The organism is Streptococcus sp. SK140 (genome assembly GCF_000259525.1).
GTDB lineage: Bacteria > Bacillota > Bacilli > Lactobacillales > Streptococcaceae > Streptococcus.
Genome location: NZ_AJML01000045.1, coordinates 1 through 15,320, shown reverse-complemented (window position 1 = coordinate 15,320; position 15,320 = coordinate 1). Strand labels below are relative to the sequence as shown.

The 15,320-nt window shown below is 37.9% G+C and carries 15 protein-coding genes; all 15 read left to right on the top strand.

Translation table 11 applies throughout. From position 1 onward, the window contains the following. The first annotated feature begins 57 nt into the window (after nucleotides 1–57). Nucleotides 58–930, top strand: a complete 873-nt coding sequence (gene efeO / locus HMPREF1116_RS11235) for an iron uptake system protein EfeO (protein ID WP_000732971.1) — start codon at nucleotides 58–60, stop codon at nucleotides 928–930. 5 nt (nucleotides 931–935) lie between these two features. Continuing rightward, complete coding sequence (efeB, locus tag HMPREF1116_RS11230) at nucleotides 936–2,150, top strand: iron uptake transporter deferrochelatase/peroxidase subunit (RefSeq protein ID WP_000182321.1); 1,215 nt, start codon at nucleotides 936–938, stop codon at nucleotides 2,148–2,150. Continuing rightward, a complete protein-coding gene (locus HMPREF1116_RS11225; RefSeq protein ID WP_000533387.1) occupies nucleotides 2,125–3,813 on the top strand; it encodes an FTR1 family iron permease in 1,689 nt (562 codons plus the stop codon). Before efeB ends, HMPREF1116_RS11225 begins: the two co-directional genes overlap by 26 nt. After that, entirely contained in the window at nucleotides 3,813–4,544 is a 732-nt protein-coding gene (gene tatC / locus HMPREF1116_RS11220) for a twin-arginine translocase subunit TatC (RefSeq protein ID WP_000372149.1), read from the top strand. The genes HMPREF1116_RS11225 and tatC overlap by 1 nt, the downstream gene beginning before the upstream one ends. Next, nucleotides 4,528–4,695: a twin-arginine translocase TatA/TatE family subunit gene (locus HMPREF1116_RS11215; RefSeq protein ID WP_000512114.1), complete on the top strand. Its 168-nt coding sequence runs from the start codon at nucleotides 4,528–4,530 to the stop codon at nucleotides 4,693–4,695. Before tatC ends, HMPREF1116_RS11215 begins: the two co-directional genes overlap by 17 nt. 300 nt (nucleotides 4,696–4,995) lie before the next feature. Beyond that, on the top strand, nucleotides 4,996–5,703 hold the full coding sequence (locus HMPREF1116_RS11210; RefSeq protein ID WP_000638523.1) for an IspD/TarI family cytidylyltransferase: 708 nt from the start codon (nucleotides 4,996–4,998) through the stop codon (nucleotides 5,701–5,703). Nucleotides 5,704–5,707: 4 nt separating this feature from the next. Further along, complete coding sequence (locus HMPREF1116_RS11205) at nucleotides 5,708–6,730, top strand: ribitol-5-phosphate dehydrogenase (RefSeq protein ID WP_000609867.1); 1,023 nt, start codon at nucleotides 5,708–5,710, stop codon at nucleotides 6,728–6,730. Nucleotides 6,731–6,742: 12 nt separating this feature from the next. Beyond that, nucleotides 6,743–7,612, top strand: coding sequence for a choline/ethanolamine kinase family protein (locus HMPREF1116_RS11200; protein WP_000411232.1), 870 nt, complete (start codon nucleotides 6,743–6,745; stop codon nucleotides 7,610–7,612). After that, nucleotides 7,602–8,480 carry a DMT family transporter gene (locus HMPREF1116_RS11195; RefSeq protein WP_000850668.1) on the top strand — a complete coding sequence of 293 codons (879 nt, stop codon included), beginning with the start codon at nucleotides 7,602–7,604 and terminating at the stop codon, nucleotides 8,478–8,480. Before HMPREF1116_RS11200 ends, HMPREF1116_RS11195 begins: the two co-directional genes overlap by 11 nt. 12 nt (nucleotides 8,481–8,492) lie before the next feature. Beyond that, a complete protein-coding gene (locus HMPREF1116_RS11190; protein ID WP_000643946.1) occupies nucleotides 8,493–9,182 on the top strand; it encodes a sugar phosphate nucleotidyltransferase in 690 nt (229 codons plus the stop codon). Between the two features lie 250 nt (nucleotides 9,183–9,432). Next, nucleotides 9,433–10,233 (top strand): dihydroorotate dehydrogenase electron transfer subunit, encoded by an 801-nt coding sequence (locus HMPREF1116_RS11185; RefSeq protein WP_001069012.1) that lies wholly within the window; start codon nucleotides 9,433–9,435, stop codon nucleotides 10,231–10,233. 10 nt (nucleotides 10,234–10,243) lie between these two features. Then, nucleotides 10,244–11,182 carry a dihydroorotate dehydrogenase gene (locus tag HMPREF1116_RS11180; RefSeq protein WP_000126395.1) on the top strand — a complete coding sequence of 313 codons (939 nt, stop codon included), beginning with the start codon at nucleotides 10,244–10,246 and terminating at the stop codon, nucleotides 11,180–11,182. A gap of 65 nt (nucleotides 11,183–11,247) precedes the next feature. Further along, nucleotides 11,248–12,159 (top strand): bifunctional riboflavin kinase/FAD synthetase, encoded by a 912-nt coding sequence (locus tag HMPREF1116_RS11175; protein ID WP_000587636.1) that lies wholly within the window; start codon nucleotides 11,248–11,250, stop codon nucleotides 12,157–12,159. Nucleotides 12,160–12,286: 127 nt separating this feature from the next. Then, nucleotides 12,287–13,252 (top strand): hypothetical protein, encoded by a 966-nt coding sequence (locus HMPREF1116_RS11170; protein WP_000471932.1) that lies wholly within the window; start codon nucleotides 12,287–12,289, stop codon nucleotides 13,250–13,252. Nucleotides 13,253–13,413: 161 nt separating this feature from the next. Further along, nucleotides 13,414–15,320 (top strand): accessory Sec-dependent serine-rich glycoprotein adhesin (locus HMPREF1116_RS11165; RefSeq protein ID WP_007556090.1); only part of this gene is annotated, 1,907 nt, incomplete at its 3' end.

Genomic DNA, 15,320 nt, shown 5'->3' with positions numbered 1-15,320 from the left:
AACTATGATATAATAAATTTAAAAAATGGGATTCCCATGATTTAATAGGAGCGTTATATGAAAAAACTTGGTTTTATCCTTTTATCTTCGGCATTGTTGTTATCTGCTTGTGCAGTTCGTTTTGAACAATCGTCAACTACAAGTAATTCCTCTCAGGTTACAAAATTGTCAGAAGATAACCAAAAATTATTGGATAAGGCAACTAGTGACTACAAAACCTTTGTGGAAGAACAGATTGATAAACTTTTAACGGATACAGAAGGTTTTGTTCAACTATTGAAGGATGGTAAGCTAGAAGAAGCTAAAAAGGCATACCCTTTAATCCGTATGTCCTATGAGCGCTCAGAACCGATTGCAGAAAGCTTCGGAGAATCTGATGTTAAGATTGATTTTCGATTAGCAGACTATCTAGATGAAAACAAGACCGAAGAAGGTTGGTCTGGTTTCCACCGTATCGAGCGCATCCTTTGGGAGGAAAACACAACCAAAGGAACTGAGTCTTATGGTGACCAACTGGTAAATGACATCAAGGAATTGAAGGCTAAGATTGCAACTGTAGATGTTGATTACAAGATTATGCTAACTGGGGCTGTTGATCTTTTAAATGAAGTAGCGACAAGTAAGATTACTGGAGAAGAGGAGATTTACTCTCATACTGATTTGTATGATTTTCGTGCCAATATCCAAGGTGCTGAGAAGATTTTCCAACTCTTTAAACCCTTGCTTGAAAAATCAGATGCGGCCTTGGTCAAGGAGTTAGAGGAAGATTTCAAATCTGTCAATAGTTTGTTAGACAAACACATGACGGACAAGGAACACTATAAGCTCTATACAGACTTAACGAAAGAAGACACTAAAGAATTGTCTGAAGCAGTAACAAAACTTGGTGAACCATTATCACAAATGGGCAAATTTCTTGGTGGAGAATAAGTAATATGACAAACAAAGGCGAAAAATTTTTTGAACGAAAAATGGACCGTCGAGAATTTCTAAAAAAAGCAGGTATTGGAGGTGCTGGTCTCGCACTTGGTCTCTCCGGTGCTTCTGCTTTTTTCACACCTAAGCTTGATGGTCAGGAGAAAATCTCGTACGGGGATGAAAAAATAGCCTTCTATGGCAAACACCAAGCTGGCATTACAACTGTCATGCAGAAAAACATTTATTTTGTGGTTTTAGATTTGCATACAACTGACAAAGAGAAAATCATCCAGTTATTTAAAGATTGGACGGATTATAGTGCCAAACTTGTAGAAGGAGAATTGGTTAAAAAAGATGGTAACAATAGCCTTCTACCTCCAAGTGATACTGGAGAAACAGTTGGGCTTAATCCTCATCGTTTAACCTTGACCTTTGGAGTTTCGGCTAGTTTCCTAGAAAAGATGAAACTAGAGAACAAACGTCCAAAACTCTTTAGAGATTTACCTCCATTTCCAAAGGAACAATTACGAGAAAAGTACACGGGTGGAGATATAGTTATCCAAGCTTGTGCTGATGATGAGCAAGTTGCCTTTCATGCTATTCGTAACCTTATTCGTAAGGGTAGAAATGCCGTTACTCTTCGTTGGAGTCAATCTGGTTTTGCGGCTATCGGTAATCGTATGGAAACACCTCGGAATCTATTTGGTTTTAAAGACGGGACTGCTAATGTTACCACTGAGAAAGAATTTGATCAGGTTGTTTGGGCTGACAGTAAGGATTGGATGGAAAATGGTTCCTACATGGCAGTTCGTCGCATCCAGATGTTCCTTGATACTTGGGACCGAACCAATCTGGAGGAGCAAGAAAATACCTTTGGGCGCTATAAGGAAAGTGGAGCTCCTTTTGGTAAGAAAAACGAATTTGATGAGGTGGACTTGAGTCTTCTTCCTGACGATTCTCATGTTCGCTTAGCAAAAGAAGTGGACAAACCTCTCCTGCGTCGCTCTTATTCTTATTCTGATGGCATTGATGAAAAGACTGGTCAGTTTGACACTGGTTTACTCTTTATCTCCTTCCAAAAGGATCCAGATAGCTTTGTTAAGGTGCAGACCAATCTAGGTGCTACGGATAAAATGAATGAGTACGTTACCCATATAGGCAGTGGACTTTTTGCCTGCTTTGGTGGAGTAGAGAAGGGAGGTTACATTGGGCAGAAATTATTGGAATCCTAAAAGTATTATCCTCCTATTTGCTTGTTTCTTCCTGTTGATTTTTCCGGTAGAAGCTAAGGAAAATTTGAGTCCCTACTTTGTGAAAATAACTGATGCAACTAAAGCTGTTAAAGAAGGCAAACAAGATCAGGCAAGAAAACTAATCGATGAAATGACCAAAGACTTCGAGAAAGTCGATAATTCTGACTCTGAAGCAGGACGTAAAGTTCAAGAAAAGTTAGCCTTAACTGGTGATATTACTGAAGACCAGCTTACTCAGATTTCTTTAGCCATTTTGACATTTGAGAAAGAGCAAAATCCAGTCGATCTAGATGCAGAAAAAGAGAAACTTGTAAGTCGCTTAGAACCTCGTTTTCAAGCCTTAGACAAGGCAATCACTTCTCAAGATCTGGAAGCAGTAAGAGAAGCCTATAAAAAAATGAATTCAACCTGGACCATCAATGAAGCAGTGGTTCGCGACCATAGTACAGCTCATTACGGACAAGTGGAAACAGCTATTTCTTTCCTGCGTAGTAGCATTGAGACTGAACCAACGAACTTTGATTATATTCAGGCATCGTTTGATGATTTGAAAAAAGCCATTTCTAACTTTGTTGAAGGTACAGAAATAGCGACTACATCTTCGAATCTGACCCTGAAGGATGGGATAGAACTTTTAAAGAAGGCTTTGACCCAATTTCAAGCTGGTCAAGATAGTGATGCAGCTGCGACGATGAAGGAGTTTATTACTATTTGGCCCACCATCGAGGGTTCTGTAAGTACAACCAATCCTTCGCTTTATACCAAGGTTGAAAGTGAAAGTCCTGTCATTATGGTTAAGGGAAAGGAAAGGGAATATCAAGAAAAGCTTTCTAGCTTGATTGCAGAGCTATCTCAAATTGATACTAGCGCTTCCTATAATGCATTTGACGCCATGCTCATCTTGCTCCGAGAAGGTGTAGAAGCCCTCTTGATTGTCATGGCGCTTGTGACAACTTTGAAAGCTGCTAAGATGAGAAAGGGCCTCAAGTGGGTCTATGGTGGTGCATTTGCGGGAATAGTGGCCAGTCTTTTAATTGCCTATATCCTACAGATTGCCTTTCCAGCAGTCACCTCAGGAACTAACCGTGAAATCATCGAAGGTGCAGTCGGGATTTTTGCAGTTATCATGATGATTTTAATCGGTATTTGGCTTCATAGCAAATCTTCTGTAAAAAAATGGAATGCTTTTATGGAATCGCGGATGCAAACTGTCACGAAAACAGGATCGTTCCTTTCTATGTTTGCTCTGAGTTTTCTAGCCGTATTCCGTGAAGGTGCTGAGACGATTTTATTCTATGTGGGGATTCTGCCAAGGATTTCTAGTTTTGATTTTGTCCTTGGAATTTCTCTGGCCCTCTTAGTCTTAATCGTGATTGCTTTTGTGATGAACAAGGCTAGTCAATTTTTCCTACCTCACAAGGTTTTCTTTATCCTGACTTGGATGATTTATGCCTTAGCCTTTAAGATGACGGGAGTCAGTATCCATGCCTTACAGTTGACAAATATGATTCCAAACCATCTGATCTCAGGAATACCAAGTATTGATATATTGGGAATTTACCCTAGTTGGGAAGGGTTAGCAGGTCAGACTATCTTTATCCTCGTAGTTTTTCTAATTACCATTAGACAGGGTGAAAAGTGATGGATCAAAAGGAATTGACAATTATTGAACATTTGGTAGAATTTAGAAAGAGATTGCTAGCAGTAGTTGTTTGCTTCTTTCTAGTATTCTGCGTTTCACTATTATTTGCTGATCAGGTTTATCAATTTATCACACAAGGCTTTAGTCAGAAGTTGATTGTCTTAGGGCCGAATGATATTTTATGGATTTATCTCCGTTTAGCAAGTTTAATGGCTTTTAGTCTTACCTTACCTTTTACGGTCTATCAAGTCTGGAGTTTCGTCCGACCAGCCCTTAAAAATGAAGAAGCAGGAGCGATTTTTGCTTATATCCCTGCAACTTTCCTTTGTTTTATCTTGGGATTAGCCTTTGGTTTTTATTTTGTCACACCAGCTATACTTCAGGTCTTACTGGGACTAGGTGAAAACTTAGTTGAAACGCAGCTGACAGCACAAAATTATCTAGCTTTTGTCTTTCAAACTACTGTACCACTAGCGTTTATCTTTGAATTGCCAGTTATCATTGCTTTTTTAACCTCAATTGGTTTGATTGGGCCTGGCCTACTCATTGCTTATAGACGTTATGCTTACTTCATTTTATTGGTATTGGCAGTTATATTGACGCCGGCCGATTTTATTAGCGATTTAGCGATGACTGTCCCTTTAATCTTATTGTATGAGGTTAGTATCGCTATTAGTAAATGGATAATTAAGAGAAAAAGGAAAGGAGAAAAAGATGGGAATTTTACGTGATATTGGTGCACCAGGCTTGATAGTCATTGTTCTTGGAGCACTGTTAATTTTTGGACCAAAACGCTTACCAGAGCTAGGCGAATCAGTAGGAAAAATGCTTGCCGAGTTTAAGAAAGCCGTTAAGGGCATCGGTGAGCAAGAAGAAAAATAAACGAAAAATAATTGAATAGAGTTGAGAATTGTTAGCTTGGAATTATCTCTGGCTACAATCTCAACTTTTTTATTTTGTTTAAGGTTTCTTTAAGGTTTCTATAATATTCTAAAGAACTCTATATTAATGGAAAGATGGATTTGAAAACCTACTTTTTATCATTCAAGATACCTTCCCAAAAAGTATGTAATAACTCTCTTTCTGACTAGAGAATTCTAGTATTTATTTCGATAAAGGGCTAGGTTGTGATATAATAGTAAAGAATGAGTTTTTTTAAGAACAGACTAAAGGAGTATTAAAATGATCTACGCTGGAATTTTAGCAGGTGGAACCGGCACACGCATGGGGATTAGTAATTTACCTAAACAATTTCTTGAGTTGGGAGACCGCCCAATCCTAATCCATACAATTGAAAAATTTGTCTTAGAGCCAACTATTGAAAAAATTGTAGTTGGAGTTCACGGAGACTGGGTGACACACGCAGAAGATTTAGTTGAAAAATTTCTTCCACTCCACAAGGATCGTATCATCATCACAAAAGGTGGTGCTGATCGTAATTCGAGTATTGAAAAGATCATCGAAGCTATTGATGCTTACCGTCCAATTACGGAAGATGATATCGTAGTCACTCATGACTCAGTTCGTCCTTTTATCACACTTCGCATGATTCAAGATAACATTGCTCTTGCACAAAATCATGATGCTGTTGATACTGTAGTTGAAGCCGTGGATACCATTGTTGAAAGTACAAATGGTCAGTTCATTACAGATATTCCAAATCGTGCACATCTCTACCAAGGACAAACTCCACAAACCTTCCGTTGTAAAGACTTTATTGACTTGTATGGTTCTTTATCAGCAGAAGAAAAAGAAATTTTAACAGATGCATGTAAGATCTTTGTCATTAAGGGTAAAGACGTAGCCTTAGCTAAAGGTGAATACTCAAACCTTAAAATTACAACAGTTACAGACTTGAAGATTGCTAAAAGCATGATTGAGAAAGACTAGAGACATGATTAATCAAATTTATCAACTGACAAAACCAAAGTTTATTAACATCAAATATCAAGAAGAGGAGATTGATCAAGAGAATCATATCCTTATTCGACCAAATTTTATGGCTGTTTGTCATGCGGATCAACGTTATTATCAAGGAAAGCGTGATCCAAAAATATTATCTAAAAAGCTTCCAATGGCTATGATTCACGAGTCTTGTGGGACTGTTATTTCTGATCCAACAGGTACCTATAAGGTTGGTCAGAAGGTTGTCATGATTCCAAATCAACCACCTATGCAGAGTGATGAGGAATTTTATGAAAACTATATGACAGGAACTTATTTCTTGTCTAGTGGTTATGATGGCTTTATGCGTGAGTTTGTTTCTCTACCTAAGGATCGTGTGGTAGCTTACGAGGACATCGAAGATACAGTAGCTGCCATTACTGAATTTGTCAGTGTGGGCATGCACGCTATGAATCGTTTCATGACAATTTCTCACAGTAGACGTCAACGAATTGCGGTTATTGGTGATGGTAGTTTAGCTTTTGTTATGGCTAATATTATTAACTATACTTTGCCTGAAGCTGAGATTATTGTTATTGGACGTCATTGGGAGAAATTAGAACTCTTTTCATTTGCAAAAGAGCTTTACATTACTGATAATATTCCAGAAGATTTAAGTTTTGACCATGGTTTCGAATGCTGTGGTGGTGATGGATGCGGACCTGCTATCAATGACTTGATCCGTTACATCAAACCACAAGGGACCATTTTGATGATGGGTGTTAGTGAGTATAAGGTTAATATCAACACTCGGGACTCATTGGAAAAAGGCTTGCTATTAGTAGGCTCTTCACGTTCTGGAAGAATTGACTTTGAAAATGCTATCCAAATGATGGAGATTAAGAGATTTGCCAATCGTTTGAAAAATATCATTTATTTAGAAGAACCAGTCAGAGAAATCAAAGATATTCACCGAGTTTTTGCAACTGACTTAAATACCGCATTTAAGACAGTCTTTAAGTGGGATGTCTAATGGAGGAAGATTGTGGAAAAAATCATTAAGGAAAAACTTACCTCTTTACTATTAATTGATGAGGACATTCTGAGCGTTGAACAATTAGGTGGTATGACCAATCAAAACTACTTGGTCAAAACAAGCTCAAACCAATATATTGTTAAGTTTTTCGGAAAAGGTACAGATAAACTAATCGATCGCCAGAATGAGAAGTTCAATCTTGAATTGTTGAAAGATTTGAAATTAGATGTAGAAAATTATCTTTTCGATATTGAAGCAGGAATTAAGGTTAATCAATACATTGAAAATGCTGAGACACTTGATTCAACTATCATTAAAACCAAATTTGAAAAGATTGCACCAATTCTACAAACCATTCACGCTTCTGGTAAAGAATTAAAAGGAGAGTTTGCTCCTTTTGAGGAAATCAAAAAATATGAATCTTTGATTCAAGGGGAGATTTCCTATCCGAACTATGAAACTGTCAGAAAGTTAGTATTTTCTCTGAAAGACCAACTTGAAGAAATTGGTATCGATAAGAAATCATGTCACATTGATTTGGTTCCTGAAAATTTCATAGAAGGACCAGATGGTCACCTTTATCTCATTGATTGGGAGTATTCATCTATGAATGATCCCATGTGGGATTTAGCCGCCCTTTTCCTAGAATCAGAGTTTTCTTTAGAAGAGGAAGAAAACTTCCTTAGTCATTATGAGAGCGATAAGACTCCAGTTTCAAGAGAAAAAATTCGTATCTACAAGATTTTGCAGGACATCATTTGGAGTCTTTGGACTATATACAAAGAAGAAAATGGTGCAGATTTCGGAGATTATGGAATCTCTCGTTACAATAGAGCTGTAAAGGAATTGGATTCTATGGGAGGTTCCAATGAAGACTAAAAATGGAGTTTCTTTTGGGCTACTATCAGGTGTGTTCTGGGGATTAGGATTAACTATTAGTGCCTATATCTTTTCAATTTTTACTGATTTGTCACCCTTTGTAGTAGCGGCAGCACACGACTTTCTCAGTATTTTTATCTTACTAGGATTTCTTCTAGTTAAGGAAGGAAAAGTACGTTTTTCAATCTTCTTGAATATTCGAAATGTTAGTGTTATTATTGGTGCTTTACTGGCAGGACCGATTGGTATGCAGGCCAATCTCTATGCAGTTAAGTATATTGGAAGTTCTCTAGCATCGTCTGTTTCGGCGATTTATCCTGCTGTCTCAGTTTTGCTTGCCTTCTTCTTTTTGAAGCACAAGATTTCCAAAAATACAATTTTTGGTATCTTTTTAATCATTGCAGGAATTATTGCTCAGACCTATAAAGCAGAGCAAGTGAATTCTTTCTATATCGGAATTTTATGTGCCTTGATTTGTGCCCTTGCCTGGGGAAGCGAAAGTGTTCTTAGCTCTTTTGCTATGGAAAGTGATCTCAGTGAAATTGAAGCCCTCTTGATTCGACAAGTCACATCCTTCTTGTCTTATCTAGTCATTGTACTCTTTACACATCATTCATTTGCAGAAGTGGCAAACGGCCAATTGTTTGGTCTATTGATAGTCTTTGCAGCGTTTGATATGATTTCTTACCTTGCCTACTACATTGCTATCAATCGATTGCAACCAGCAAAGGCAACTGGTCTAAATGTCAGTTATGTAGTATGGACTGTTTTGTTTGCAGCAATTTTCTTGGGGTCGCCCCTTAATTTACTAACCATCATTACTTCACTTATCGTAATGGCTGGTGTTTACATTATTATTAAAGAATAAAGGAGAAAGCGCGTGAAAGCGATTATCTTAGCAGCTGGTTTGGGAACTCGTTTGAGACCCATGACAGAAAATACTCCCAAAGCCTTGGTTAAAGTTAATCAAAAACCTTTGGTTGAATATCAAATTGAATTTTTAAAAGAACGTGGAATTGATGATATTATCATCGTTGTAGGTTATTTGAAAGAACAATTCGACTACCTTAAAGAGAAGTATGGCGTTCGTTTGGTCTTCAACGATAAGTATGCTGATTACAATAACTTTTACTCTCTTTACTTGGTAAAAGAAGAGTTGGCTAACAGCTACGTTATCGATGCGGATAACTATCTTTTCAAGAATATGTTCCGAAATGATATTGAACGTTCAACTTACTTTAGTGTTTACCGTGAGGATTGTGACAATGAATGGTTCTTGGTTTATGGTGATGACTATAAAGTACAAGATATCATCGTTGATAGCAAGAATGGACGTATCTTGAGTGGAGTATCGTTCTGGGATGCTCCAACAGCTGAGAAGATTGTTGGATTTATAGACCAGGCCTATGCAAGTGGCGAATTTGTTGACCTATATTGGGACAACATGGTCAAAGACAACATTAAAAAATTAGATGTTTACGTAGAGGAATTGGAAGAAAACTCTATCTATGAAATTGATAGTGTTAAAGATTATCGAAAATTGGAGAAGATTCTCTCTTCACAAAAATAAGTAAACTAAAATACGTCTGACACCTTACCTATTTTTGCTTGACTTTTTAGGATTGATACAGTATACTAGTAAAAATTTAACCTTTAAGGGAAGTCCAGAGAGGCTCACAAGGTGTCAGATAGAAAATAGATTACACAAACTTCGAATAAACACAGTTTATTTGATTCTTTTCTGTAAGTATCTTACTGAAACCTTGCGATTGCAAGGTTTTTCTTTTTCTGAACCCCTTGAAATTTAAGGAGGAAAAGTTATGAATCCAAATTGTAAAAAACGCATGGGTGCCATTCGCTTGGAAACCATGAAAGTAGTATCTCAACAGGAAATCGCACCAGCGATCTTTGAACTCCTACTTCAAGGAGAGATGGTTGAAGCTATGAAAGCAGGCCAATTTCTTCATTTACGAGTTCCTGATGATGCTCATCTCTTGCGGCGTCCGATTTCAATCTCGTCTATAGATAAGGCTAATAAACAATGCCGTCTTATCTATCGTATCGAAGGTTCTGGCACGGCAATTTTTTCAACCTTAAAAACAGGTGATAGCTTAGATGTTATGGGACCTCAGGGGAATGGTTTTGATTTATCTGATTTAGAGCAGCATAGTCGTGTTCTCTTAGTTGGTGGCGGAATTGGTGTTCCTCCTTTACTTGAAGTAGCTAAGCAACTGCATGAGCGTGGTGTAGATGTCACAACGGTTCTAGGATTTGCGACCAAAGATGCAGTTATTTTGGAAGATGAATTATCTCAATACAGCAAAGTCTTTGTGACCACTGATGATGGATCTTATGGGATCAAGGGAAATGTCTCAGTTGTGATTAAGAAATTTGATAACGAATTCGATGCAATTTACTCATGCGGTGCACCTGGTATGATGAAATATATCAATCAAACTTTTTCCGACCATCCAAGAGCTTATCTATCTCTTGAATCCCGTATGGCCTGTGGTATGGGGGCTTGCTATGCTTGCGTCTTGAAAGTACCTGAAAGTGAAACAGTTAGTCAACGTGTGTGTGAAGATGGCCCTGTATTTAAAACAGGCACAGTAGTTTTATAAGGAGAGTGTCATGACTGCAAATCGATTACAAGTTTCTCTACCGGGTTTAGAATTAAAGAATCCTATCATTCCTGCTTCAGGTTGTTTTGGCTTTGGTCAAGAATATGCTAAATACTATGATTTAGATCTCTTAGGTTCTATCATGATTAAGGCGACTACCTTGGAACCACGTTTTGGAAATCCAACTCCACGAGTAGCAGAAACGCCTGCTGGGATGCTCAACGCTATTGGTTTGCAAAATCCAGGTTTAGAGGTTGTTCTATCTGAGAAACTACCTTGGCTTCAAAGAGAATATCCAAATCTTCCCATTATCGCCAATGTTGCTGGCTTTTCAAAACAAGAGTATGCAGCCGTATCTCATGGAATTTCTAAGGCAACTAACGTGAAAGCAATTGAGCTCAATATCTCTTGTCCTAACGTCGATCATGGAAATCATGGACTTTTAATTGGACAAGATCCTGAGTTAGCCTATGATGTGGTGAAGGCTGCCGTAGAAGTATCAGAAGTGCCCGTTTACGTCAAATTAACCCCTAGTGTGACGGATATCGTGACGATTGCAAAAGCAGTAGAAGATGCTGGAGCTAGTGGTCTCACAATGATCAATACCCTTGTTGGGATGCGTTTTGACCTTAAAACCAGAAAGCCGATTATCGCAAATGGGACAGGTGGCATGTCTGGACCTGCTGTATTTCCTGTAGCCCTAAAACTAATCCGTCAAGTAGCTCAAACAACCAAGCTTCCAATCATTGGTATGGGAGGAGTGGATTCAGCTGAAGCGGCCTTAGAAATGTATCTGGCAGGAGCCTCAGCAATCGGTGTCGGAACAGCCAACTTTACGAATCCCTATGCTTGTCCTGATATTATCGAAAATCTACCAAAAGTCATGGATAAGTACGGGATCGAGAGTCTAGAAATGTTGCGAAAAGAAGTCAGAGAAAGTTTGCTCTAAGTTTTATGTACTGAATTCAGTCTAAATTGTTTTGAAAGCGCCATTTTTTTGGTATAATAAATACTATGATTATTACAGTACCTATTAAAACAGAAAAAGATATTGCAACACCAGGATCAAACGTCCTTGTACTTGGTTATTTTGATGGAGTTCACCTTGGACATCAAAAATTATTTGATATAGCTTCTAACATTGCTGCTGAAAAGCGCCAGGGAGTAGCTCTAGTAACTTTTAACGAATCACCAAAACTAACTCTGAATCAATACTCACCTGAACACTTATTGCATATTTTGAATGCTAGCGAACGTGAACGTCGATTAAAGCGAGCTGGAGTTGAGAGCTTGTATTTGATGGATTTCACTAGTCGAGTAGCAAATATGACTGCAAAAGAATTCATTGATACCTACGTCAAGGAAGCAAAGGCAGATACGATTGTAGTTGGTTTTGACTATACTCTTGGTTCAGATAGAAAAACAGCTGAGGATTTAAAAGAACTCTTCCATGGAGAAGTAGTTGTTGTTCCACCAGTTGAGGACGAAAAGGGGAAAATTAGTTCAACGCGCATTCGCCAAGCCATTCTAGAAGGAGATGTAAAAGAGGCAGGCAAACTTCTGGGATTTCCTTTACCAACGAGAGGTGTAGTGGTTCACGGAAATGCTCGAGGTCGAACTATTGGCTTCCCGACAGCTAATCTAGTCAACTTGGATCGGACATATATGCCAGCTGATGGTGTTTATGCCGTTGACGTTGAAATTCAAAGAAAAGTCTATCGTGGTATGGCGAGTCTAGGTAAAAATGAAACCTTTGATGGCGAAGAAGAGCGTTTTGAAGTTCATATCTTTGATTTTTCTGAGGATATCTATGGCGAAACTGTCATCGTTTCCTGGTTGGACCGTATCCGTGATATGGTAAAATTTGATAGCGTTAATCAATTGGTTAAGCAACTAGAGGAAGATGAAAAGATAGCTAGACAATAATATCAGAAATAGTAGAGTTTGGGATTTTCTCAAACTCTTTTTAGATAGGAAATTAACAATCTAAAAATGTATTTTAAAAACTGAACAATTTTGATATAATTTAATGTTCAAACTAAAGGAGACGCTTATGTTTAAGGAAAAAAGAAATAAAGGATTTATTTCTGCCCTAGTCATTGCGCTGATTTTCTTGGCTTTGGCAGGATTGATGGGATTTTTGGGGAGTAAGCATAAAAATCCCACAAAAGAATTTGCCAGTGATAGTTATTCAGGAGTTGAAGTACGAATGCCGGTTTATGATATCTATCCAGAAGTGGTAGGGGAAGTTGAAGGCGGAAGTGTACTTTATCTTGTCCAATATAGTAAGGACGGAGATGGGAAATATGCAGTGATTGAAGCTAGCGAGAATGATGCCACAATTAAGAGTATCATGGAGCAAGCAGAGGCTAGAACGCTTTACGATCATCCAGCAACTATAATTGGAACTCAACTACAACCACTTGCTACCAAAAAGAATAAGTCAAGAAATAATCGTATTGTCGATTTATCAGGTTTTTTAAAGTCTATCCTTGAACCATCATCAGTTCTTTATCAAAATATGAATAGCAATCTTTATTTAAGTACGACTGAACATGCCAATGATGGCTGGATATTTATCATTGGGGTGATTTTCTTTGGAGGAACAGGAGTGTTTTTAGTAGTAAGTGCCTTTCTTATTCGAAAAAAAACGATTGCTTCTCTGGAAGAAATTTATCAAGCCTATCCAGAATTGCAAGGAAACGTTGAAAATATGGCTGGTTTAGCAGAATTTTATGATGAAAATCTAAAAGTAATTCTCTATAAAAACCACCTCATCACCTACTATAAAGGAACGCAAGCTTTAGATCTAAGAGATGTAGACCATCTTTATCTTGTAGAAACGAAGATTAATAAATCATTGTTTTCGAAAGAAATTTATCAATTTTGTTATATCCGTAAGAATGGCAAGAAAAAACAAGATATGGTTTTGAAATCAACAAAAACAGTTCAAGAAGAGCTTGAAGAACTTTGGAGTCTTATCTCAATAAATTATCCTGATATTCAACTTGGAGTGTAAAACTAAGGCATCGAATTTTCGATGCTTTTTTTAGTATTAATCTAATGAATTCCTATAAAATATCTTTTCTTTTTTCTTTTATTATTTTATGAAAACTGGTATAATAAGAAGCGGGATAAGAGTTTTATTTTCCTAAAATCCGAACATAAGGAGATAAAAAAATGTTTTTTAGACGTCAGGAAGGACGATATAGAGAAACAGACCGAGTAACAAGGTATAAATTGATTAAGTCAGGGAAACACTGGCTTCGAGCATCTACCTCTCTTTTTGGTTTGTTCAAGGTTCTTCGTGGGGGTATTGATACAGCTCAAGTTACAACAGAAGTCGTTGAAGATCGTGCTTCATCTTCCCTAACTGGGCTTGATATCCTCAAGGGGATAGCTGCTGCAGGGACTGTCATAGGTGGAGGGATTGCGACTCAATCTCATGTTCATGCTAATGAACAGACTGCTGTCGAAAAAGTAGTTGAAGGTAAGGAAGTTCTTGCTAATGCAGATCAAACTACCTTGGGAACAGTTGAGCAAGGTGATCAAGAAACACCAACTTCAGATTTAACTTCTAAGTCATTAAGTGTGAGTGAATCTTCGTCAGAATCAGTAAGCGCTTCAGTTTCAGCATCTGCTAGTACAAGTGTTAGTCAGTCAGCAAGCACATCAGCGTCTGAGTCTGCAAGTACCTCTGCTTCAGCATCTGCTAGTACAAGTACCTCTGCTTCAGCATCTGCTAGTACAAGTACCTCTGCTTCAGCATCTGCTAGTACAAGTGCCTCTAAATCAGCAAGTACAAGCGCATCTGAGTCTGCTTCAACAAGTATCTCTGCTTCATCAACTGTAGCAGGATCACAAACAGCTACGAAAGAAACTGTAACCGAAGCTGGCAAAGAAACAAGCTCGCTAACTGATAAAGTAGGTGAATCATCAGAAACTGTATCGACAACTTTAGAGGGTAAGGTAACCTTTGCTAACCAAATTTCTAAAGTAGAGAAAGTTGCAGATTCAACTACCAACTTCTCAGCGTCTGCAACGGATCTTGTAGCCACAACTGCTGCTACAGAAGCAACTGCTAAGAAGTTAGAAGAAGATCGTAAGAAACTTGCTAAACTTTCAGCTGAAATGGGTGAATATCTTGCAAAAACAGTAGATTTGCCAGATGCTGATTCAGCTATCACTAAGGTAAATTCGGCTATATTAGAAATTGAAAAAGCTTTAGCAGATTCAAATAGCGATTTGACCGTGGCAGTGAGTAAGGCTACTTTAGCTCGTGATTCTATAGCAGCTTTTGTTTCTCAAAGTACTTCTAATCAAGATTTGAAAGAAGGAGAAACAACTAGTCAAGGTTCGTCATCACCTGCTAAAGTTCTTTTGGATCAAAACTTATCAGAAGCAGAAATACTTGCAAATCTTGCAGGAAATTATTCATCAAAAGTAACAAACTTGGGGCACAAGGCTTCTTTGGATGCTGCTATTGCAAAAATTCAGTTTGAAATTTCTAATAGTGATCGCTTACTGAAATCAAATGCAACTTTGGAACAATATGCTCAACAACGGGAACAACTCGGAAGTGCAGTTGATGAGTTAATGTCAGCCTTGACTACTGCAGGTTTTTCGGGCAACACAACTGTTAATGGCAGTCCTGCTATAAGTGCAAGCTTAGACATTGCAGTAGGCGATACAAAAGTGTACACAGGTAAAGGGACAGTTCCAACTTATAATATTCCAATCTATTATAAGTTGACTGTGACAAATGATGGGTCTAAAATGACTTTTGTCTATACTATTACTTTTGATAATCCTGCAACAACTTCAACAGTTGAAAAACCTACAAATTTACCTGATGGGTATCCTTTGTATAACACTGGAACATCTAGACAAACCATGTTTACTTTGGGTAGTGGTTTTGGTGCTCCATCTGATGTAGAAAATTATATAACAAACTCGAGTGGTAAAGTCGTTACGAAGTATAATACTTCTACAACAACAACACAAGGTAGTGGTTATAGTTGGGGAAATGGTGGCATGCTAATGGGGAGGCAGGCCAAGCTAGGTCAAAGTTTCAACTCGTCGTGGAC